General features: G+C 44.6%; 15 protein-coding genes and 1 tRNA gene. 11 read left to right on the forward strand and 5 right to left on the reverse strand.

All coding sequences use genetic code 11. The features are described 5' to 3' along the window. Positions 1-177 precede the first annotated feature (177 nt). Together AAFP14_RS03130 and AAFP14_RS03135 are read right to left on the reverse strand one after the other, a co-directional pair. A tRNA-Pro gene (locus AAFP14_RS03130) sits at positions 178-251 on the reverse strand. Between the two features lie 153 nt (positions 252-404). Beyond that, the gene (locus tag AAFP14_RS03135; protein WP_340517608.1) at positions 405-959 is read right to left on the reverse strand and encodes a GNAT family N-acetyltransferase; all 555 of its coding nucleotides are present in this window, start codon (positions 957-959) and stop codon (positions 405-407) included. Positions 960-1,246: 287 nt separating this feature from the next. Here AAFP14_RS03135 and AAFP14_RS03140 point away from each other — a divergent pair, with 287 nt between their 5' ends. From AAFP14_RS03140 to AAFP14_RS03170, 7 genes are all read left to right on the forward strand, one after another. After that, the gene (locus AAFP14_RS03140) at positions 1,247-1,972 is read left to right on the forward strand and encodes a hypothetical protein (protein WP_236505957.1); all 726 of its coding nucleotides are present in this window, start codon (positions 1,247-1,249) and stop codon (positions 1,970-1,972) included. 63 nt (positions 1,973-2,035) lie between these two features. After that, positions 2,036-2,902 (forward strand): alpha/beta fold hydrolase, encoded by an 867-nt coding sequence (locus tag AAFP14_RS03145; RefSeq protein WP_341730852.1) that lies wholly within the window; start codon positions 2,036-2,038, stop codon positions 2,900-2,902. Between the two features lie 137 nt (positions 2,903-3,039). Beyond that, positions 3,040-4,185, forward strand: coding sequence for a heat-inducible transcriptional repressor HrcA (hrcA, locus tag AAFP14_RS03150; RefSeq protein WP_472851023.1), 1,146 nt, complete (start codon positions 3,040-3,042; stop codon positions 4,183-4,185). A 410-nt stretch (positions 4,186-4,595) separates the two neighbouring features. Continuing rightward, the gene (metG, locus tag AAFP14_RS03155) at positions 4,596-6,203 is read left to right on the forward strand and encodes a methionine--tRNA ligase (RefSeq protein ID WP_341730854.1); all 1,608 of its coding nucleotides are present in this window, start codon (positions 4,596-4,598) and stop codon (positions 6,201-6,203) included. Positions 6,204-6,295: 92 nt separating this feature from the next. After that, on the forward strand, positions 6,296-6,901 hold the full coding sequence (locus AAFP14_RS03160; RefSeq protein WP_096831201.1) for a LabA-like NYN domain-containing protein: 606 nt from the start codon (positions 6,296-6,298) through the stop codon (positions 6,899-6,901). A gap of 219 nt (positions 6,902-7,120) precedes the next feature. Next, the gene (lptC, locus tag AAFP14_RS03165) at positions 7,121-8,317 is read left to right on the forward strand and encodes an LPS export ABC transporter periplasmic protein LptC (RefSeq protein ID WP_341730855.1); all 1,197 of its coding nucleotides are present in this window, start codon (positions 7,121-7,123) and stop codon (positions 8,315-8,317) included. A gap of 141 nt (positions 8,318-8,458) precedes the next feature. After that, positions 8,459-9,046 carry a Uma2 family endonuclease gene (locus AAFP14_RS03170; protein ID WP_341730856.1) on the forward strand — a complete coding sequence of 196 codons (588 nt, stop codon included), beginning with the start codon at positions 8,459-8,461 and terminating at the stop codon, positions 9,044-9,046. A gap of 201 nt (positions 9,047-9,247) precedes the next feature. Here the strand turns inward: AAFP14_RS03170 and ffh are convergent, their stop codons facing one another. After that, positions 9,248-10,693, reverse strand: a complete 1,446-nt coding sequence (ffh, locus tag AAFP14_RS03175; protein WP_340525969.1) for a signal recognition particle protein — start codon at positions 10,691-10,693, stop codon at positions 9,248-9,250. A 379-nt stretch (positions 10,694-11,072) separates the two neighbouring features. Between ffh and AAFP14_RS03180 the strand changes: the two genes are divergently transcribed. Beyond that, positions 11,073-11,375, forward strand: a complete 303-nt coding sequence (locus AAFP14_RS03180) for a glutaredoxin family protein (RefSeq protein WP_341731078.1) — start codon at positions 11,073-11,075, stop codon at positions 11,373-11,375. A 31-nt stretch (positions 11,376-11,406) separates the two neighbouring features. Further along, entirely contained in the window at positions 11,407-13,119 is a 1,713-nt protein-coding gene (locus AAFP14_RS03185) for a UDP-N-acetylmuramoyl-L-alanyl-D-glutamate--2,6-diaminopimelate ligase (RefSeq protein ID WP_341730857.1), read from the forward strand. 574 nt (positions 13,120-13,693) lie between these two features. Here AAFP14_RS03185 and AAFP14_RS03190 read toward each other — a convergent pair. Together AAFP14_RS03190 and AAFP14_RS03195 are read right to left on the reverse strand one after the other, a co-directional pair. Next, positions 13,694-14,635, reverse strand: coding sequence for a DUF1350 family protein (locus AAFP14_RS03190; RefSeq protein WP_341730858.1), 942 nt, complete (start codon positions 14,633-14,635; stop codon positions 13,694-13,696). A 287-nt stretch (positions 14,636-14,922) separates the two neighbouring features. Then, on the reverse strand, positions 14,923-15,738 hold the full coding sequence (locus tag AAFP14_RS03195; RefSeq protein ID WP_341730859.1) for a hypothetical protein: 816 nt from the start codon (positions 15,736-15,738) through the stop codon (positions 14,923-14,925). Between the two features lie 209 nt (positions 15,739-15,947). On the opposite strand from AAFP14_RS03195, the gene msrA reads away from it, so the two are divergent. Both msrA and AAFP14_RS03205 read left to right on the forward strand, forming a co-directional pair. Continuing rightward, entirely contained in the window at positions 15,948-16,427 is a 480-nt protein-coding gene (gene msrA, locus AAFP14_RS03200) for a peptide-methionine (S)-S-oxide reductase MsrA (protein WP_341731079.1), read from the forward strand. A gap of 256 nt (positions 16,428-16,683) precedes the next feature. Then, positions 16,684-23,307, forward strand: coding sequence for an ATP-binding sensor histidine kinase (locus AAFP14_RS03205; protein ID WP_341730860.1), 6,624 nt, complete (start codon positions 16,684-16,686; stop codon positions 23,305-23,307). Positions 23,308-23,320 lie beyond the last annotated feature (13 nt).

A 23,320-nucleotide genomic window follows, 5' to 3' on the forward strand; every position in this document is an offset into this window, starting at 1 on the left:
GGCGGGTTGATTTAGATGGTTTGTATTCATCTATTATTCGTAAAACCCGCCCCTACAAGCCATTTTAGGCGCAAAATTTTATTTATATAGATAAATAAGTTCTACCTATGGGGCATATAACCCCGATCGCACACCTGCTTTAAGAGCAGCGGGAAAAGATGTAAGGATTAAGTTAAATCGGGATGACAGGATTTGAACCTGCGACATCCTGCTCCCAAAGCAGGCGCGCTACCAAACTGCGCTACATCCCGGTGTGGTAGTTATCCACCCCATGACCATTAACACATAAAACCAGGAACTTGTCAAGCTATTTTTTCATTTGAGCTCGAAATGTACTTCCAAGGGTGATGCCAGCGTCAATCGGGCAAGGCCGCCAAAAATCAACGCTGACATAGACCGATCGACTAATCTGGATACCAGAACATACCTTTAATCCCCTCTGGATCTGACATAAAGCCCAAATTTCGGTAAAAATCCACAACTTGAGGGTCAGCAAATAAGGTAATGTTGCTGATGTCTTCACTACGGAGTTTTTTAATGATGTATTTCATCAGTGCCTTGCCCATACCCTTACCTTGGTAATCAGGATGAACTACCACATCCCATAGCGTGGCATTAAAAGCATGGTCTGAAGTCGCTCTGGCGAAACCTACCAGCCGTCGCTGGGTGCCCCGGATCTCCCACATAGAGACGACTAAGAAGCTGTGTACAATAGCTTTTTTGACTTTTCGCAGGGGACGGCGGGACCAACCAACTGCATTACAAAGTTCTTCGAGTTCGTAGAGGTCAATATCCCGATCGCAACTAAAAAAGATGCGAGCGTTGCCGAGGGAGTTGGGCTTGCGAAAAGTTGGGGACAGCGGATCGCCAGACCCAACAGTCACATCTTCCTCAAATTCTGCTGTTTGGGGTACAGAGGCAGACTCAGAACTACTAAATAAGTTTTTCCAAAAACCCATGCAGGCGCGGTTAAGGTAGTAGAAGTTGGACGACGTTACAGAGAGCCCGAAAGATAGACCCACTCCGATCGGGATGGGATGAATTGCGGGTAATCTTTTCAGCAACAGTTTACGGTACACTCATCTTACGCCGAAAAGACGGATTTGTCGTCCCACATTGAGTCTCCACTATTCTGATGCTGATCAAGTTGGGTACAAATTCATCCGTGGAGACTTTAAACCTCTTCGCATCGTTCCTGTGCATGGCGATCGGAACCTAGTATATCTCCCGCACCTTCCCCTCAATTATGGCTTCGGGTTTAAAACCATCTACACTAGAACTGCTCAAGCGCTTTAACCGAGCGTTTCCGCAGTTTTACGAGCAATTTGTCAGCAGTGAAATTCAACTGCAAAACCTCAAATTAGCTTATCAACTGTATAAAACTAGACAAGCAGTCATCGAAGTCAGACCGGAAGGTAACAAAAGTGCCCTGCATTTTGCTTATCGCAACCAGTCTTTTTTGTTGAGTGATATTTTTGGAGTCCTGGCCGCCTATGGACTAACGATTCACAGTCTGAGTCTATACGGTCAAATTTACCCGCCGATGTTGGTATTTATCAAATTGGTAGTATCTCGCGGAGGCAAGGTACTGGCAGATAAAACCGCAGAAAACGTCTGTAGGGCGGTTAGAGAGGCCTTGGCTGGACATTTTGAAGTAGAAGAGATGTTGGCGGTGGAATTTAATCTAGACGCGGGTTTAGAGGACGTGGCAACGGAATTCTACGTCGATCCAGTGTTCCACTTGCCAGCTTTGCTGATTGAAGCAGACAACCAGCCTGGACTTTTTTACAAAGTTATGTATGCCATTTGGCAAGAGGATTTGTTGGTGGTGAATGCTAATTTACTGGTTTGGCGGGGGCGGACTCGCTTAATTCTCTATTTGTTGGGCCCTAATGAAAGTTTAATTCCTGAGTATTTGGGGCAGAAAATTGCTGAGGGGGTGCGCCAAAGGTTGCTCGGCGATCGATTTTAGACAGGTGTGGGTGGTTGACAAAAATCCGCTGTCTCCGAACCCTTCTTGAATTAGGATAGGACTATGGCAATCATTGACATCCTAGGGGTTCGGCACGCCTACGATTTGACGGCACCGAGAACAACTCCCCACGTTTTAGTTTTTGTCCACGGCTGGCTGTTGAGCCGTCACTACTGGCAAGCGACGATCGCACGTTTGGCAGACAATTATCAATGTCTAACTTACGATTTGCGCGGGTTTGGCGATTCCATTGCCTACGATGACACTCACGGGATTTCCCAACCTGGGAATTCCTCCTACACTCCTGCTGCTTATGCTCGTGATTTGGAAATTTTATTAGAAAAACTCAATATTTCCAGTGCTTGGCTGGTGGGACATTCTCTGGGGGGTACCATCGCCCTGTGGGGAGCTAGCCAATTGTCCGATCGAGTTAAAGGTGTCCTATGCGTTAATGCCGGTGGCGGCATCTATCTTAAGGAAGAATTCGAGCGGTTTCGAGCCGTGGGCAAGCAGCTAGTCAAACTGCGCCCCCTCTGGTTGTCTTACTTGCCCTTACTAGATTTCGTGTTTGCCCGTGATTCTGTGGCCCACTCCATCGGTTGTGCCTGGGGAAGGCAGCGGTTGATAGATTTTGTGGCGGCTCGCCCAGAAGCGGCTACTGGGGCTTTGCTGGATTCCACAACCGAGGCGGAAATTCACCGCTTGCCAAAAATTGTGTCCCAACTCAAACAGCCTGTTTATTTTATTGCCGGCACTAAAGACAAAATTATGGAACCAAAATACGTGCTGCATTTGGCCAGCTTTCACTGGCTGTTCCAAGGTTGTGGCGAAAATGTGCTTCAGATTCCAGATTGTGGTCATTTGGCAATGCTGGAACAGCCGGATGCAGTGGCTAATTACCTGACCCAAATCCTCCACGAGCACGATTAAAGGGCAATGGGCATCGGGCCTTGCTACGATCGCCAAGGAATCACAAATAACCAATCACCCATAACAAATCACAACTCACTGGTTTCTTCTGCTATAACTGAATAGTGGCAAATTGTTTGAATTCAAATTCAGCTTAAATATCTGTGCGCGTCAACCTCACCGATCGGCAACAACACATCCTGTGGGCAACGGTTCGCCACTATATTGCTACAGCCGAACCCGTTGGCTCAAAAGCTTTGGTTGATGAGTACAAACTCACTGTCAGCCCAGCTACAATTCGCAATGCGATGGGAACTCTCGAAAAAGCAGGACTCCTCTATCAACCTCACACTTCTGCAGGACGTGTCCCCTCTGACTCTGGCTACAGACTTTATGTCGATCGACTGATTCAGCCTTCAGAGAAACTCGCCGGTAAGGTGGAACAGGTACTCGACCAGCTCAATTGGTCTGATGGTCGTCGCTCGGCGGTACTTCGAGGTGCCGCTCAAATTCTGGCGACTATTAGCGGTTACATTGCCCTGATCACCATACCCCAAACCAATATCGCTTGCTTGCGACACTTGCAACTGGTGCAGCTAGAACCCGGAAAGGTGATGCTGATAGTGGTGACAGATGCCTACGAAACCCAGTCAGTGTTGGTGCAGTTACCTCAAGATACAGAAGATAAAAAGCAGGATGTAGAAATAGTCGATCGCGAATTACAGATTTTATCCAATTTTTTGAACTCTAAATTGCGCGGGCGCTCGTTCTCGGAACTCAGTACGATCGCGCTTAGCGAATTAAACCAGGACTTTGAACTGTACGCTGAGTTGATGGGAACTATGCTCGCGGCCTTGAGCCGTCGGGCCGAGACTCCCACCTACACGCGGATTTTGATCGGCGGTTTGGCAGAAGCATTACGTTTGCCGGAGTTCTCCCAGTTGCAGCAAGTTCAAACCCTCGTTCAACTCCTCGAACAAGAACAGGAACTGCTTTGGCCCTTGATATTTGAATCTCCAGCGGAATTGGAAACCCCCGGTAGACGGGTGACAGTCAGAATTGGCTCGGAAAACTCCCTAGAACCAATTCGCGGTTGTACTCTGATTTCTTCCACTTATCGGCGGGGTTCTTTACCTGTGGGCAGTGTTGGGGTTTTGGGACCGACGCGGATGGTTTACGAAAATGCGATCGCAGTTGTTGAAGCAGCCGCAGATTATTTGTCGGAAGCCATTGGCGGAAATCGAGCTAATTTTCCTGAAGCCAATCCAGAGATGCCGCATAGTAGATTCATAGATGCACCCTGATTTGATACCCCCAAGTTTAACTAGCTTGGGGTTTTTTTTGCGTAGATTATAGCATATTTTGGATTCAGATTTGGAAGTTCAGCGGCGGATGTCATCAAACTAAAGTCAGTAGTCATTAGTCATCTGGCACTCTGCGGGTCTGCCACTATTCCTCTGTGCCACTGCCCCACTTTCAGGGCCTAGGCTATTTTCAAAAGAAAAGTCAAAATATTAAGACATTTTTTAGAGTTGGTCAAAAATATGTAAAAAAGATTAATGTGGTTATTAAACCCCTTTGTCTGTTGGGAATAACCACGGTTGGCAAATTGCAAATAGCTTCCAGCAAATTTAGCAAAATTGCCACTCCAGCTAAGGTTCAACTCTTAAGTTAAGATCGAAGGCGAGATAATGGTAATTTTTTTTAGGATTAAATGAAATCGATCGATAAAAGTAAAAATACCTTTGCGATAACAACCCCTCTGTACTATGTAAACGATTTACCTCACCTTGGCAGCGCTTATACGACTATGGCTGCTGATGCTGTAGCCAGATTTGAGCGGCTGCGGGGTAAATCTGTTTTGCTAGTGACAGGGACAGACGAGCACGGGCAGAAAATTCAACGCACAGCCGAGAGTTTGGGGCGATCGCCCCAGGCTCACTGCGATCTAGTTGTTCCGGGCTTTGAGGGGCTTTGGGAAAAATTCAACATCCAGTACGATCGCTTTATCCGCACTACAGCCAGGCGGCACGAGTATATTGTCAAAGAATTTTTCCAGCGGGTTTGGAACTCCGGCGACATCTACTTGAATCAGCAACAAGGCTGGTACTGCGTTTCCTGCGAAGAATTTAAAGAGGAAAGGGACTTGTTACCGGGGCACCGGTGTTCTGTCCACACCAGCAAAGAAGTTGAGTGGCGCGATGAGGAAAACTACTTTTTCCGCCTGTCGCGCTATCAAGATCAACTTTTAGCCCTCTATGTTGAACGTCCCGATTTTATCGCGCCGGAAAGTCGGCGCAACGAAGTTCTAAGCTTTGTCAACTCTGGACTGCAAGACTTTTCAATTTCTAGAGTGAATGTGGCATGGGGTTTGCCGGTGCCAGTTGACCCTAGTCACACCATCTATGTCTGGTTTGATGCTTTGGTAGGATATATCACCGCCCTGGTGGATGCTGACAGCGACCCTACTTTAGAGAATGCTTTATCTAAATGGTGGCCAGTTGACCTCCACTTAATCGGCAAAGATATTCTCCGTTTCCACGCAGTTTATTGGCCGGCAATGCTGATGTCTGCTGGTTTGCCGATGCCAGGCCGTGTTTTTGCCCACGGCTTTTTGACCAAAGACGGCAAAAAAATGGGTAAAACTGAGGGTAATACTTTAGACCCTGTGGAATTGGTCAATAAATACGGTGCTGATGCGGCTCGCTACTATTTCTTAAAAGAAATTGAGTTCGGACAGGACGGCGATTTTAATGAAACTCGGTTTATCAATACATTAAATGCTGAGTTAGCAAATGATTTGGGAAATTTGCTTAACCGTACTTTAAACATGGCCCGTAAATATTGCGGTGGTTGTGTTCCTAATGTATTGGGCGAAAACATTTCCAGTGACAACCTTCTCAAGGGTATGAGCCTGAATTTGGGCGAAGAAGTCGCTGGTTTTTACGAAGACTTAGCTTTTAGCAAAGCTTGCGAAGCCGTACTGGCTTTGGTTAGAGCTGGAAATAAGTTTATTGACGTACAAGCACCTTGGAGTTTGTATAAACAAGGACATTTAGAATCTCTCCAACAAGTGCTATATTCGGTTCTGGAATCTGTTAGACTGGCATCTTACCTTTTATCCCCGATAATACCCAACATCAGCAGTGCGATTTATCAGCAGCTCGGTTTTTCAATTGACTTTAACGATAAGGTAGCAGTTAACAGTTTAGCAACATTTGCAACTCACTCGGTATGGGGTGCTTTACCAGCAAACCAAGCTCTCGGAGAAGCTCAGCCTGTTTTTAAGCGACTAGAACTGCTGGAAAAAGTACCTTCTTAGTTGACATTAGGCGATCGGGGTGCGATGACCGATCGCAAATTAGCACTTATTTCATTACCTAATCTTTCATAAAAAATTGAGGCATAACAATCATGTTGAATAGAATAGAAAGCAACGATCTTTTTACGCCAGAACAAGTTTTAGAAAATCGGGGACGAGTGGCAATCTTTATTGATGGCTCTAACCTGTTTTATGCTGCTTTACAATTAGGGATTGAGATTGATTATACCAAGCTCCTGTGCCGTTTAACGGCGGGTTCCAGGCTGCTGCGGTCTTTTTTCTACACTGGTGTCGATCGCACTAACGAGAAACAACAGGGGTTTTTGCTGTGGATGCGCCGCAACGGATACCGGGTAATTTCTAAGGATTTGGTGCAGTTACCCGATGGTTCTAAGAAAGCGAACTTAGATGTAGAAATTGCTGTGGATATGATGGCTTTGGTTGGTTCCTATGACACGGCGGTTTTGGTCAGTGGCGATGGCGACTTGGCCTATGCTGTGGATGCTGTCAGCTATCGTGGCGTGCGGGTTGAGGTGGTGAGTTTGCGATCGATGACCAGCGACAGTTTAATTAATGTAGCCGATCGCTACATCGATTTGGAAATGATTAAGGACGATATCCAAAAAACATCGCGCCCTAACTACGCTTATCGCCCCTTGTCTGGCTTGAGCTTGATGGACGAACATGACGATAGATAGGAAGTTGGAAATGGGTAATAGGGAATGGGGAATAGATAATGGGAAATAGATAATGCGGAATAGGTTAAATAATTCAAAATTAGAAGTCAAAAGTTTAGATAAAAAATAGCAAGTTTGAAATTTTTGATTTTTTTTTCAATTACCAAATTACCAACTACCAAATTACCAATTACCAAATTACTAATTGCCAATTACCAATTACTAATTATTAATTACTAAATGATTAATTTTCCATCAAAAACTTCCAATTTGCCATCCCCAAAAGCGGTGCTACTAACTTTAGTTGCCTTGCTTTTGGGGATTGGTGCTTGTGGGGCTCCTTCCGACACTCAAAAAAGCAAGTTAGCTGAAGATCTCAAAACTGCTGAAAAGTCAAACAGCACTTTAATATTGAACAAAGTAATTCTAGAGCAAGCCAATGAAAAGGGCGAGTTATTCTGGAAAGTGAGGTCGAAGGATGCTGTTTACAGCAAAGACCAAAAGATAGTGAACGTTCAGAAACCCGTGGGCAAATTGTTTCAAGACGGCAAAGAAATTTACGATATTCAAGCAGAAACAGGAGAGGTATTTCAAGAAGGAAATCAGATATTTCTCAAAGGTAAAATAGTTGCTACTGACCTCAAAAATGGAGTGGTGCTCAGGGGGAATGAATTGGAGTGGCGGCCCAAGGAAGATGTGTTAGTGGTTCGCAATAATCTGACGGGAGATAACAAACAGGTGAGTGCTTCAGCCAAGGAAGCGCGAGTTTTCACTAGAGCCAGGAGAATGGAGTTATTCGGCTCTGTAGTGGCAGATATTAAAGATCCAGTTTTGCAATTGCGAACAGAGCATTTAATCTGGTTTCTGGATCAGCAAAAAGTCAGCAGCGATAAACCTAGTCAACTGGACAGATATAAAGATAAAAAAGTTACAGACAGCGGTTTTGCTGACCAGACAGATGTAGACTTAAAAACGAAGATTGCGACGCTGACCAAAAATGCTCAATTGATGCCATCCGATCCGCCGCTGCAAATAGAAAGCAATTTGATGAGCTGGAATTTTCCGGCACAAAGTGTGGTTTCTCCGGGGCCAGTGAAGATTTTTCACCGGGTGGAAAAGGTGACGATGACTGGGGATACTGGTAGGGGAGATTTAGATAAAAAAGTTTTTTATTTGACGGGAAATGTGCTAGGAATAGGGCAGAAACGTCTATCTCAGTTGAATAGCGATCGAGTAATTTGGTATTTAACTAATCAGACTTTTGATGCGGAAGGAAATGTGGTTTACCGACAATTAGATCCGGTGTTTAATTTGACTGGACCAAAGGCTTCGGGACAGCTTAAAGATCAAACTGTGATTGTCAAAGGTGACGGTGGGGGTGGCCAAGTTGTGACGGAGTTTGTGCCGGATGAGCATAAAGCAACTTTCGGACAGTAGAGAGGATTGGTGACAACTTAACGTCAAACCGACAGTATTTCTTGTTTGTGTCGAAGTCTATATCCCCCCTAACCCCTCTTAATAAGGGCGGGACTTGAACGCTGATATAATGAAGATTAAATTGAGTAAGGAGCAGTTGGGATGACAACAACTTTAGAAAAGTTAGAAAAGCTCGATGAACCTATCTTAATTGACGAATTGAGCTGGAGAGAGTTTAAGGTGGTTGAACAGTTACTCTCACGGCCAGGGGTGAGATTGTCATTTTTAGATGGGGTATTGGAGATTAGACGTATGCCTGGAAGAAAACATGAAACTGCCAAACAGCGGATTTCAACACTGTTGGATTTGTATTTGGAATATGTAGGGATTGATTTTACGCCAACGGGTTCGGTGACGCTGGAAAGTGAAACTGGAAGGGTAAAGCGAGAAGCTGATTTGTCTTATGAATTGGGGGCTAAGGGAGAACTTCCAGATTTGGTGGTGGAAGTGGTGGTGACTAGCGGCGGTATTGACAAGTTGGAAGCTTACAAACGCCTGGAAATTCCTGAAGTTTGGTTTTGGGAAAATGGTAGACTGTGTTTGTATTCGTTGGGGGCTGATGGATATGCAGAGGTCGATCGCTCTTTGGTTTTGCCCGATTTAGATATTGTATTATTGGCGCGGTGTATTAATATTGAAAATCACCTTCAGGCGATGCGGGAATTTAGACAAACTATTCAAGGTTCTTAGTGATTAGAAGAACCGCGAAGACGCGAAGTTGAGTTGAGGGCGGGTTTACGAGATTATCGGTTTTAGGCAATTATTGTTGCTGAAACCCGCCCCTAGTTGTTATATCAAATCCTCTCTTCATCGGAATAGTAAATTCGAGTTCACTGTTCACTGTCAACCGTCAACTGTCAACATCACCTGACGGTGTAACCGGAAATGATATTACAACTGTCCGAAACCTTTTTTGGGTTTATCTTTTTTCTTTTTCTTTTTCTGTTGTTGGCCGCCCATGTAGCCACGGGCACCGGGCTGCATTCCGGCCATTCCTGGCATTCCGGGCATTCCCGGTAATCCTCCCATACCTGTAAAGTTACCTTGACTCATTTGCTGCATCATGGTGCGCATTTTTTGGAAATCGCTGACGAGTTTGGTGACGTCGTTTTCTGCATAGCCTGCACCTTTTCCGATGCGACGGCGGCGGGATGGTGAACTTGCTAATAGTTCGGGATTGCGGCGTTCTTCCACTGTCATGGAATTAATCATGGCTTCGGTGCGTTTTAGCTGCACTTCTCCTTGTCGCATTTGTTCGTCGGAGAGTTTGTTCATCCCTGGTATCATTTTCATGATGCCGCCTAGGGAACCCATGTTTTTTAGCAGTCTGGTTTGTTTGAGAAAGTCGGTAAAGTCAAACTTTGCCGTCAGCATTTTCTCTTGCATTTTTTCGGCATCGGCGATGTCGAATTCTTCTTGGGCTCTTTCTACTAGGGTGAGGACGTCGCCCATGCCGAGTATTCTTGATGCCATGCGATCGGGATAAAATGGTTGCAATGCTTCCACTTTTTCGCCGACTCCGACAAATTTAATCGGGGCACCGGATATTTGGCGCACGGATAAGGCTGCACCGCCGCGGCTGTCGCCGTCTAATTTGGTTAAGATTGCGCCGGTAATGCCGATTTGTTCGTGAAAGGTGCGGGTTAAATTTGCTGCTTCTTGGCCTGTCATGGCATCTACAACTAACAGTGTTTCGTGGGGTTGTACTGTTTGTTTGATGCGGCCTAATTCTGCCATCATGTCTTGGTCGATTTGCAGGCGGCCTGCTGTATCGACGATGATTGTATCAACGCCTAGTTGTTTGCCGTGTTCGATCCCTTGGCGGGCAATTTCTACGGGGTCCGTATCAGTACCTAGTTCAAATACTGGTACGTCTATTTGTTTGCCGAGGGTGAGCAATTGGTCGATCGCGGCTGGTCGATAAATGTCGGTTGCCACCAGCAATGCGGTACGATTTTGTTTGCGCAGGTGTAGTGCTAGTTTGGCGGTGGCGGTGGTTTTACCCGTGCCTTGTAAACCTGCCATCAGGACTACTGTCGGCCCGCTGTCGGCGATGGCGAGGGGTACGTTGGTTTCCCCCATGACGCGGACGAGTTCGTCGTGAACTATTTTAATGAATTGTTGGTCGGGACGGACGCCTGAGACTACTTCTGCTCCTTGTGCTTTGGCCGTTACTTCGGCGATGAAGTTTTTGACGACTTGGAGGTTGACATCTGCTTCCAGCAGGGCGCGGCGGACTTCTTTGAGCGCGTCTTGGATATTGCTCTCGGAGATTTTATTCTGTCCGCGCAGTTTTTTCCAGGTGGATTCGAGTCGATCGGCAAGGGCTTCAAACATAGGGCTTTGTTGGCTAGTCAGTCTTTTTTATTTTAAGGGTAAATGGGGGTGTTTGGATTAATGTTTTGCTAAAAGTAAGATTTTTTATGTTTAAATCACTGATGAACGGGGATTAGGGCTGATGAATTTGGATGTTTTTGAAGTTAATCGGAGTTTAATTTTGACGTTTTTGGGATTGGCCTCATAGAGTCGGCTAATTTCCTGCTTTTCTTTAGTCAAGTTTACAGAAATCAAGATTAGGGTGTAAGTAAAAATGTTAACATAGACTCGATCGTACACTCACATTAATGATGCTGGGCTTGGCGGATTGCTAAGTGTAGTTAGCCAATTTGCGATCGCCGGTTGGAAAATTTAAGATCGAGTCTAATTTTAGTAGATGATGAGATTGATTTTGTACAGCAAACCGGGATGCCACTTGTGCGAAGGGTTGCAAGAAAAACTGGAACAGATTGAAAGCCTCAAGTTTCAATTGGAAGTGCGAGATATTACCCAACATGATGACTGGTTTCAAGCTTACCAGTACGAAGTGCCAGTTTTGTTTAAAGTGCACCCTCTCGGAAATAATTCTGCCGATGTTGCATCCTCGCCCCTAGAACAATTACCCCGTCCTTCTCCACGCTGCACAGTCGCACAATTGGAGCAAATGTTACAGAAATATTTACAAAGCGATGGGTCAAAATAGATTCAATACAGTTTAATGAGGAGTGATTGACATGAAATTGAGAGAATTATTAGCAGCGGTTCCCAGCATTTCCTTTGACTTGCAACATCGGGCCCTCGATGCGGAAGTCCAGGGTTTATCGACTAATTCCCACGCTTGTAAGTCGGGGGATTTGTTTTTGGGAATGCCGGGAACGCGGGTAGATGGAGGAGATTTTTGGCCTAGTGCGATCGAAGCTGGTGCTGTAGCTGCCATAATTTCTACCTCAGCCGCCCAAAAAATACCCCCCCAACCCCCCCTTGCCAAGGGGGGGCTAGAAAGCTCGAAAATACCCCCCCAACCCCCCCTTGCCAAGGGGGGGCTAGAAAGCTCGAAAATACCCCCTCAACCCTCCAGCCAGGGGGGGCTAGAAAGCTCGAAAATACCCCCTCAACCCTCCAGCCAGGGGGGGCTAGAAAGCTCAAAAATACCCCCTCAGTCCTCCAGCCAGGGGGGGCTAGAAGAGGTTCCCTGTGTGATTCCAGCAGGGGATATGGCTCAAGTTTGCGGTCAAATAGCAACGGCATTTTACGGTAGTCCTGCTAGCCAATTGAAACTGGTTGGTGTTACTGGTACTAATGGCAAAACTACAACTACTCATTTAATCGAATTTTTGCTGAATCAAATGCAGTTACCTGCGGCGATTTTCGGCACGCTTTATACTCGCTGGCCTGGCTATGAAAAAACCGCACTTTACACCACACCTTTTGCTGTGGATTTGCAAAAAGAATTAGCAGAATCTGTTAGGGCTGGATGTAAATATGCGGTGATGGAAGTCAGTTCTCATGCTTTGGTACAGCAGCGAGTTTTGGGCTGTAATTTTGATGTTGCCGTGTTTACCAACTTGACTCAAGACCATCTTGATTTCCATAGCGATATGGAAGATTATTTTAATGCAAAATCGCTTTTGTTTAGTCCAGATTATCTCAAAGGTCGGGCGGTTGTGAATATTGATGATGCCTATGGAAGGCGAATCATCCAAAGTCTCAATTCTGAGCAAGTTTGGAGTTACAGCACTAGCGATCGAACTGCTGATTTGTATGCTGATGATTTGCAATATCAGCCCAACGGCGTTAAAGGAATCTTGCATACTCCTAAAGGAAAAACTGCTTTTGTTTTGCCTTTAGTTGGTCAATTCAATTTATCAAATATGTTGGCGGCTGTTGGTGCTGCTTTGGAGTTGGGTTTGGATTTGTCGGCAATTGTAGACAAATTATCCGCATTTGTGGGAGTTCCGGGACGGATGGAACGGGTGCAAATAAGTGCCGACCAAGATATTAGTGTAATTGTCGATTACGCGCACACTCCTGATAGTTTGGAGAACTTGTTGAAGGCTTCGCGGCCGTTTATTCCAGGTCAGATGATTTGTGTGTTTGGTTGCGGTGGCGATCGCGATCGCACTAAGCGTCCAAAAATGGGTAAAATCGTGGCAGAATTGGCCGACTTAGCTGTTGTTACTTCCGACAATCCGCGCACTGAAGTTCCTCAGCGGATTTTGGAGGATATCCTAGCAGGAATTGGACCGTCCGTCAATCCCATCGTCCAGTGCGATCGAGCTGCTGCAATTCGCACTGCGATTATGGATGCTAAACCCGGAGATGGCGTGCTGATTGCGGGTAAGGGACACGAAGATTATCAGATTTTGGGTACTGAAAAAGTTCATTTTGACGATCGAGAACAAGCCCGAAATGCTCTCAAAGAAAGAATGAATGGGGTTGGCAGCTAGTTAACAACATACCCAGATGCCAGATTTCTTTAAGAAGTCTGGCATCTCAACAGCAACAAATCACAAGTCATACTTAACAAAAAAAATATAATAAACCAGTAATTATACTTACACCGTATTTAATTGGTCTCATTATAATTAGATAAAACACTTTAATAAAAAATAGAAAACATTGGGGAAGTTCGCAATCAAGTTATATCGTTTCCGGTTGCATCGGCATGATTTAACCACAGAGAACACAGAGAACACAGAGAGATCACAGAGAAATGAATACAGGACGATTAAGAGAGGAATTGATATTACAGCATGGGTGTGTCTGCTGGAAGGAAATTTGCACGCCCTAGAGACGGAACTGTTTCCGCTGTGCGTCATGATTTACCCCAAACTAAATGTGAGTTGGGAACTTGTCAGCCAAATGACTCACTTACTGCGCAAGGAAATTTCTGCCTGTCTGTCACCGGAACAAGCAAAATATTGCGAACCATTCTATGAGATTCTGCGCCGTAGGTTTTCAACTGAAGTTTTTCCGAACGCTTGATAATTACAGCAAGAATGGGTCAACGGCAAATTACAGTCAATCAACCTGAGATAACCGCTGCTTCAAAACACTCAAAAACCGAAGAGACACAGACTCAATTCCTCGCAATTTAATCGGCTTAATAAACTTATCCCACGGATTAAAATCAACGATATAATTTCCGATTTTAATACCAATAGGCTCTAAATGTTTGCCGGGTATTTCTTGATTTAAAACGGCAAACTTTCTGTGCTTCAAGTGTTCTACAAACCACAGTACATCGCTGTTTTTTGGTACTTCTAGGCTTTGGTTAATATCACCTAGGGAGCCTGCAATATTATCCCGCTCAAACGAAATGAGTGCAGTTAAATTAAACAGAGAACTGCTAGCTATTAAGCACTGAGTTTCCGTTCTGGTAGGTCGCACGCCCCAACCGAGTTTGTCCAACAGCATTGCGAGAGAGCGAATCGGAATAGCGCTCTCGGTATTGCTGATATTGGGAGCAATTAATAAAGAAGGTTGACCTTTAATTGAAGGTGTGTCAATCCCACGATTTTCACTTAAATTTTGGATCGATCTAGCTTCATCTCTGTAGCAGCATTGATTCGCAATATTTTGGCAATTACTGTCGCTCAAAAATTCTAAAAGAGCGATGTACTTGCACCCCAAACTGTGACCAACCCAAAAATAGCTCGTTCGCTCTTCATAAATATCCGATTCATACCCCAATTTTTTCGCAGCTTGCGTGAGTTCTTTTCTGAGAATCTCCTGTTCTTGCCATAAACTAATAGCGATAGGCCAGTGTCGAAAACTAAACCTAAACGGCAAAGCAATAATGGTGTAGCCTTCAGCAAACAATTCTTGGAAAAAATGACGGTAAAACAAAGTAGGAAAACTGCCAAAAAAAGTCCCTCCTATAAATTGAACAACACCTTTGGGCTGGGGGTGAAGGGCTACCCAACTAAAAGAAATTGGCTGAAATTTTAAGACTGGTTTCATCTGGATACTTCTCACGATTATTAGCGAATTAAAGAGTTGAAATTATAGTCCTTAGACGACCTAATACCAATTTTAAAAAAGAATGCCACAGTAGTCTTGTCTCTCCCCTTTATAATGGGGGGTTAGGGGGGTCAAAGATTGTTGCACGATTTTAGATAAATGGTATAAATTCTCGGAAAAGCAGGGATCTTAACCCCTGCTTGATTGTGAATTTTTCCGGGTTTTTACCGTGGCGCTACTCTCGGCACTACCCTAAAATTAATTCACCTAAATTGCCTAAAATTAATCTAGTTACGAGAAATTCTGACTGGAATATCAAATTTGTCCATCACAGTATTTATCGCCTTCAAATTAGGTTCATTGGAGTCGATTTGGACGAGCAATTCTACCAGCATTTTAGCTTTTTCGGAATTGTCTGCTTCCACACTAGACACTTCCAAATTACCCTCACGCAAATCTTCTAAAACCTGACTCACAAGTTGGGGTTCAAGGATAATCGGCAAGCCTGGTTCGGGAGGAATCATGTTCAATGCTTTTCCGCTAGCAATTGCCAAAGTGTAATTAATTTGATCGAAGTCTAAATCCCCGACTACACCTGGAAAACCATTGGGCAAGAAAGTACCGCGAATTTCAGGATTTAACAACACTCTTACGGGCTTTTCAGTTTGGGGAACCGAGAAAGGAAATTTGAAGCGCGGGGGTAAAAATAGGGAGACATATCCGCGCACTTCTAACATACTTGCTGACAGAACTCCCGGCAGGGCTGGCAATAGTTCAACCGAAGCAGTTTTGTGTGCGGGTATGGTGAAAAACCCGCGATACACTTTAGGATCTCCTGGTTTTTGAGTCAGTGCTAGAATGGTATTATTGCCTTCAACATCGACAATTAACTGAGCGTTGCCGAGCAGAATTTTATTGGAGTCTGCCGGTATGGGCAGGCTGACAGTAAATTCAATCCGATACCGCAAGTCGATTGCTTCGAGATTAGAAATTGTGAGAAAGTATCCCTGAACAACTCTGCGAGCAACGGTAGCCAGTTGCGGTGCCCCCGGAATCGCGGGTGCGATCGGTTTGGCTAGGAGTTCAAAAGTAGAAATTTCCATGTTTTTATCTCAGTAATGTGTTCTATTGCGAAAGTTTTGTTTTGGCTTTTCCCTCGCTATATCTATTCATAACTGGGGTAAAAATTAGTTACCAGTCGCTTTTTTGAGTGACACTCGATCGACGTAACCCGATCGGGTTAGCTCAACCGTGTTGCTGGACAGTGAATATAGAGTTTATGATAAAGATTAAAGTTTCTGCGGGCAGCACCATGGAAAAAGCTACGTTTGCAGCGGGTTGTTTTTGGGGGGTTGAAGATAAGTTTCGATCCGTGCGGGGGGTGTTATCGACTTGGGCGGGCTATACGGGCGGTCATTGGCAACATCCCTGTTACCTTGATGTTTGTGCTAGAATTACGGGTCACGCTGAGGCCGTGCAGGTAGAGTTCGATCGCTCTGTGGTAAGTTACGAAGAATTGCTAAATGTCTTCTGGAACTGTCACGATCCTACTCAAATCAACCGCCAAGGGCCCGATCGGGGAGAACAGTACAGGTCGGTGATTTTTTATCACAATTTAGAACAAGAAAAAGCGGCGCGCTTGTCCAAACACAAGCTGCAATTATCGGGGAAATATGATAAAGATATTGCTACGGAAATTCAACCTGCTGGTGAGTTTTATAGGGCTGAAGATTATCACCAGCAGTATCTGGATAAAAAACGGCGTTTAAGTTTGCAGACATCAGGCGATTGAAATCGGGGCGATCCCGCCCTAACACAGGTTGAACACCGACGTAATTGATCTAATGGATGGTAGGAATCTGGAATTAGGAATAAAATTAATCTCCTCCGATCCCCGACTTTTTAATAAGTCTGGGAGGACTACTGGGGACACCTCAAAAATGACTGTGTTTTTTTCATTAAACCTAGTATAACATAGTAGATAAGGGTGCAAATTTGGGTGGAGCTTAGGCGAGGATTATTTGATAAATATGAAGGATGACTAACCTATGGATGCGATCGCTAATTTATCAGGTTATCAGATACTAGAACAACTTTATGTAGGTTTGCGAACCTTGGTGTATAGGGGTATCCGAGAGACGGATGGGCAAGCTGTCGTGATTAAGCTGCTCAACAATCCCTTGCCCAATTTTAACGAATTGGTGCAATTTCGCAATCAATATACGATCGCCAAAAATCTCAACCTACCCAGCATCGTCAAACCCCTAAGTCTAGAAGCCTACGGCAATAGCTATGCCCTAATTATGGAAGATTTTGGTGGAGTCTCCCTGTCTGCTTATCTCAAGGGCGATCCGCAACAGCCAGCCGACACAGAGCAAAACCAATCTCATAAAATTTTACCTTTAGCAGAATTTCTTAACTTAGCTTTACAACTCACAGATATTCTGCACTATCTTTCTCAAAAGCGAGTAATTCATAAAGATATCAAGCCCGCTAATATTCTGATTAATCCAAATACCAAACAATTAAAAATTATTGATTTTAGTATCGCTTCCTTGCTACCGAAAGAAACCCAAGAAATCTCTAATCCGCAGATTCTCGAAGGAACTCTCCCCTATCTTTCTCCAGAACAAACAGGGAGAATGAATCGCGGCATTGACTACCGCAGCGACTTTTATTCCCTGGGCGTTACCTGCTACGAATTATTAACGGGCAAATTACCATTTATTTCCCAAGAGCCAATGGAATTGGTGCATTGTCATCTCGCTAAGCAGCCAATTCCCGCCGCTCAAATCAATCCTGAGATTCCGCTAGTTTTATCGGAAATTGTCAGTAAACTAATGGAGAAGAATGCGGAAAACCGCTATCAAAGTGCCTTGGGGCTGAAGCACGATTTAAATATTTGTCAGGCTCAATTACAAGAAAGTGGTGAAATTCAAGGGTTTGTTTTGGGTGAAAATGATATTTGCGATCGCTTCATTATACCCGAAAAACTCTACGGGAGAGAGAGCGAAGTAGCTGAATTATTAGCCGCCTTCGATCGAGTAGCAAACCCTCATTCCCAGGCAGAATCTGGTTCCCAGGCTCCGCCTAGGAATAAATATCAGGAGGCTCTGCCTCCTCTTTCAGTGCCTATTCTTTCTCAACTAAATCGCGAGGCAGAGCCTCTGGAAATGCGTTACCAGGCTCTTCCTGGTAACGAGGGGAACGAGGGAACAGAAGGCTCCCCCCTGATTAAGGGGGGCTGGGGGGGATCGAATTTATCCCGCAGCGAAATGATGTTAGTTGCAGGATTTTCCGGCGTTGGCAAAACCGTTGTAGTCAACGAAGTTCACAAACCCATAGTTCGCCAGCGGGGTTATTTCATCAAAGGCAAATATGACCAATTTCAACGCAACATTCCCTTTAGTGCTTTTGTGCAAGCCTTCCGAGATTTAATGGGGCAATTATTGTCAGAAAGCGATGCTCAACTTCAGGAATGGCAAGCCAAAATTCAGCAGGCTGTTGGCGAAAACGGTCAAGTTATGGTAGAAGTAATTCCCGAACTAGAACTAATTATTGGCAAACAACCGCCTGTCTCAGAACTTTTGGGAAGTGCCGCCGAAAACCGCTTCAATTTAGTGTTTCAAAAATTTATCTCTGTCTTTACCACAAAACAACATCCTTTAGTGATATTTTTGGATGATTTGCAGTGGTCAGATTCAGCATCCCTCAAGCTTTTGCAACTGTTGCTGGGCGAAAAAGATAGCCAGAACTTATTGGTAATAGGGGCCTATCGGGATAACGAAGTATCCCCGGTTCATCCGTTTATGTTGGCAGTAGCAGAAATAGCCGCTTCAGGAACAGTAGTAAATACTATGACCTTGCAGCCGCTTAGTCAAACCGATATTAACGATTTGATCGCAGATACGCTGATTTGCGATCGCCCTTTGGCTGAGCCATTAACCAAGTTAGTTTATCAAAAAACCAAAGGCAATCCATTTTTTGCCACGCAATTTCTCAAATCGCTACAGGAAGATGGGCTAATTTCCTTTAACCCCACCCCCCTTACCTCCCCCCTTAGCCAGGGGGGACAGAGGGGGGTAACATCCCCCCTTAGCCAGGGGGGACAGAGGGGGGTAACATCCCCCCTTAGCCAGGGGGGACAGAGGGGGGTAACAGGGGGATGGCAGTGCGATATTGCGAAAGTTAAAGCCCTAACAATCAGCGATGATGTGGTGGAATTTATGTCGCTGCAATTACAGAAATTGCCACTCCCAACTCAGGATGTGCTCAAGTTGGCTGCGTGCATAGGCTCGCAGTTTGATTTAAATACATTGGCAGTAGTCAGCGAGAAATCTCCCGAAGAAACTGCCGCAGATTTGTGGAAATCGTTGCAAGAAGGATTCATCTTACCAACCAGTGAAATTTACAAGTTTTATCAAGAAAAAGAATCGAGCGAACCAACCGGAATATTGCCAGCAACTAACCCTCAATTACCTAACTACAAATTTCTACACGATCGCATTCAACAAGCTGCTTATTCCCTGATTCCCGAAGATAGAAAACAAGCGACTCACCTGAAAATAGGACAACTGTTGCTGCAAAAAAGTAATGAAACTCAACGTCAGGAACGAATTTTTGATATTGTCGGTCATTTCAACTTTGCCCGCGGGCTGATTTCGGATAATACAGCACGTTATGAATTAGCCTCGCTGAACTTGCAGGCAGGGAAAACAGCAAAAGCTGCGGCCGCCTTTGACGCGACATTAATATTTGTGAATACAGGTATTAGCAGCTTACCAGTAGATAGCTGGCAAGCACAATATACTCTGACGCTGGCCTTACACAATTTGGCAGCAGAAGCAGCCTATTTGTGCAGCAAATTTGAACAGGTGCAACAGCTAGTTAGTGCGATTTTGCAACAAGCGAACCAACTGCTAGATCAAGTTAGTGCTTACGAAATTCAAATCCTCGCTTACCTTGCCCAAGGCCAGCCCCAGAATGGCATTTACACAGCAATTGATGTGCTGGGACAGTTGGGGATTTGGCTTCCCAAAAAGCCCACTCAGGCTCAAGTATTGCTGGGTTTAGCCAAAACTAAGTTGATTTTGGGTAACAAGCAACCGGAACAGTTGGCCAATCTGCCAAACATGACAGATGCTAAGAAATTGGCAGCGATGCGAATTCTTTCTAGTGCTGCTTCGGCGGCCTATCTTTGTGCTCCGAAGTTGATGCCGCTACTGGTATTTGAGCGGGTTAATTTGTCGGTACGGTATGGCAATACGGCTCTCTCAGCTTTTGGCTACGCTTGGTATGGACTGATCCTCTGTGGCATACTCATGGATATTGAAGGAGGCTATCAGTTTGGACAACTTTCTCTGCAATTACTAGAGCGTTTTAACGCGACGGATTTGAGAGCGAAAGTGCTATTTATGACTTATACGTTTGTCAGCCATTGGCGCGATCGCATCACGGATACGATGCCAGCGCTGTTAATAGCTTACCAGAGCGGTTTAGAAACGGGAGATGTAGAATATGCTGCTTGGGCTGCTTTGGTTCATTCTTACAATCGCTACTGGACAGGGGATAACTTAAGGGAAGCAGAAACAGGAATTCGTTCTTTTATAACCGCGATCGCTCCTTTTAACCAAAAAAATGGCTCTCTTTACATCCAGATCTACCATCAAGCTACCTTAAATCTGCTGGGTGATTCTAGCGATCCGAGTTGCTTGTCGGGTGAAAGCTATCGGGTGGCTGAAGATATTCCGGCACAGGTGGCGGCGAACGATCGCACAGGGTTATTTTTTAGTTACGTTTGCCAACAGCATCTTCATTATTTGTTTGGGCAGTATGACGCATCAATTGAGAAATCAAAGGCTGCTAAACCGTACTTTGATAACTGCGTTTCTTCCCTGCCAACTGTTCTGCACTACTTTTACGATTCTCTGGCACAACTGGCGATTTACGCGACTGCAACGTCAAACGAACAGCAGCAAATTCTCAAGAGTATTGAGGCGAATCAGAAACAACTGAAGAAATGGGGACACTATGCCCCGATGAATTACCAACATAAGTTTCTGTTGGTAGAAGCAGAACGATATCGGGTACTGGGGCAAAAACTCAAAGCGATCGAATTGTACGATCGCGCCATCTCAGGAGCCAAACAAAACCAATTCCTGAATGAAGAAGCCCTAGCCAACGAACTCTGCGCCAAATTTTACCTCGACTGGGGCAAAGAAAAATTAGCTCGTTCTTATCTGCAAGAAGCTTACTACTGTTATGCCCGGTGGGAAGCCAAAGCCAAAATCGATGACTTAGAAATGCGCTATCCCCAAATCCTTACAGCCATATTGCAGGCACAACAACATCATTTTTCGATCGGGGAAACGCGCCTGGAAACTCTCGATCGCTCCTCAATCCTCCATCGCACCATCCATACAACTCGTTCTCACAGCAGTAGCATTTCCGAATCCCTAGATTTCGCCACCATTCTCAAAGCCTCCCAAGCCTTATCCAGTGAAATTCAACTAGAGCAATTAGTTGCTATTTTAATGCAAGTAGTGATGGAAAATGCCGGGGCAGACAAGGTAGTTTTGCTGTTATTAAAAGACGATATTTTGATGGTAGAAGCTATGGGTAATACCAGGGAAAATATTAGCCTAGTCTCAGTACCATTGTCAAGTTACCCAGAAATTCCCTTAACACTAATCAACCAGGTTAGACGGAGTTTAAAAACTATCGTAATCAACGAAAAAAACATAGAAAATAATTTTATTAATGACGATTATTTTATAAACAATAAACCTCTCAGTCTGCTTTGTGTCCCGATTTTAAACCAAGGTAAATTAATCGGATTGCTATATCTAGAAAATCAACTGATGATGGGGGCATTTACCAGAAGTCGCACGGAAATTGTTCAACTATTGTGCACCCAAGCCGCGATTTCTATCGAAAATGCCAGACTTTATCAACAATCTCAGCTCCATGCCCTACGTTTGGAGCAAGCGCTAGAAGATTTACAGCATAGCCAAAGGGAACTCATAAAAAGTGCTGCCTTTTTGGAAGCACAAAGAGAATCTTCTTTAGATGCGATCCTCGTGATTGATGCCAATCGGCAGGTGAGTGCTTATAATCAAGGATTTGCCAAGCTATGGAACCTTCCTGAGATTCTTCTTCAAACCAAGGACGATCGTCAACTCTTGGAATTTGTATTGGATCGACTAGAACAACCGCAGGAATTTATGGCAACGGTTGAGTATCTCTATCAACATCCCGATGAAGCTAGCTACCATGAAATTATTCTCAAAGACAAACGCATTTTGGAACGGTATTCTGTGACTGTGAAATTACCATCAGGAGAAGAATGTGGCAGAATCTGGTACTTCCGCGATATTAGCGGACGCAAAGAAGCCGAACTCTATCTCCAACAAAGCAATTTCCTGCTGCAAAGTGTCCTGGAATGTACCAGCGACATGATTTTCGCTAAAGATAGCCAACACCGCTATATTTTTGCCAACTCTGCAACGCTTGAGTTGTTAGGTTTGTCGTCGGAAGTCGAGATAGTTGGAAAAACGGATTTTGATGTTCTTCCTCTAGAATTTGCCCAGGAGATTCGGGGGTGGGACGAGCGAATTTTGCACTCTGGAGTTGCCGAAAAGTTTGAGGAAGATGTCTTGAATGCTGCGGGGGAGATCGTAAATTTATATACGACTAAGACTCCCAGGCGCGATCGCGACGGCAACATTACTGGTACGGTGGGAATGACGCGAGATATTACTGACATCAAAAAAGCTAAAGCCGCCGTGCAGCAGAAATCTCAAGAACTCGAACAAACTCTAGATGAATTAAAGCAAGCTCAATTGCAAATGGTGCAGAATGAAAAAATGGCAACTTTGGGCAATTTAGTTGCGGGTGTCGCCCACGAAATCAACAATCCCATTGGCTTTATTACAGGTAGTGTCAACAACATCGAAGAATATATTCAAGACTTACTTGCTCATCTTGAATGCTATCAAAAATCTTATCCTGAACCAGTACCAGAAGTCATCGACCATGCAGAAGATATTGATTTAGAATTTCTGAGCGAAGATTTGCCAAAGCTGATTCCTGCTATGAAAATCGCCTCCCAGCGCATTCGCGATATTAGCAACAGCCTCCGCACTTTTTCCAGAGCCGATACCTGCGAAAAAGCTGCTTGCGACATTCATGAAGGGATTAACAGTACGCTGCTAATTTTGAAATACCGCCTGAAAGCTTCCGATCGACGTCCGGCTATTGAAGTAATTTGTGAATATGGTAAATTGCCGCTTGTCAAGTGCTTTTTGGGACAATTAAATCAAGTATTTATGAATATTATCGCTAATGCGATCGATGCCTTAGATGCAGCCTGCGTCGGGCAAACATTTGCGGAAATTAAAGCAAATCCTCAGCGAATTAAAATTTGCACTGAAGTTTCGGGCGATAGGCAAATGGCAGTAATTCGGATTAGTGATAACGGACAGGGAATGTCAGAGGAAGTTAAAGCACATATTTTTGACCACTTGTTTACTACAAAAGAGGTTGGTAAAGGGACGGGATTGGGGCTGGCGATCGCCCGTAAAATTGTGGAAGAAAAACACGGCGGAAAACTGACTTGTATTTCTGCACCATCCAAGGGAACGGAGTTTGTAATTGAAATTTTAATTGATTGAGGCGAACGCGATA

The sequence above is a fragment of the Microcoleus sp. EPA2 genome (assembly GCA_020882975.1).
Taxonomy (GTDB): domain Bacteria; phylum Cyanobacteriota; class Cyanobacteriia; order Cyanobacteriales; family Microcoleaceae; genus Microcoleus.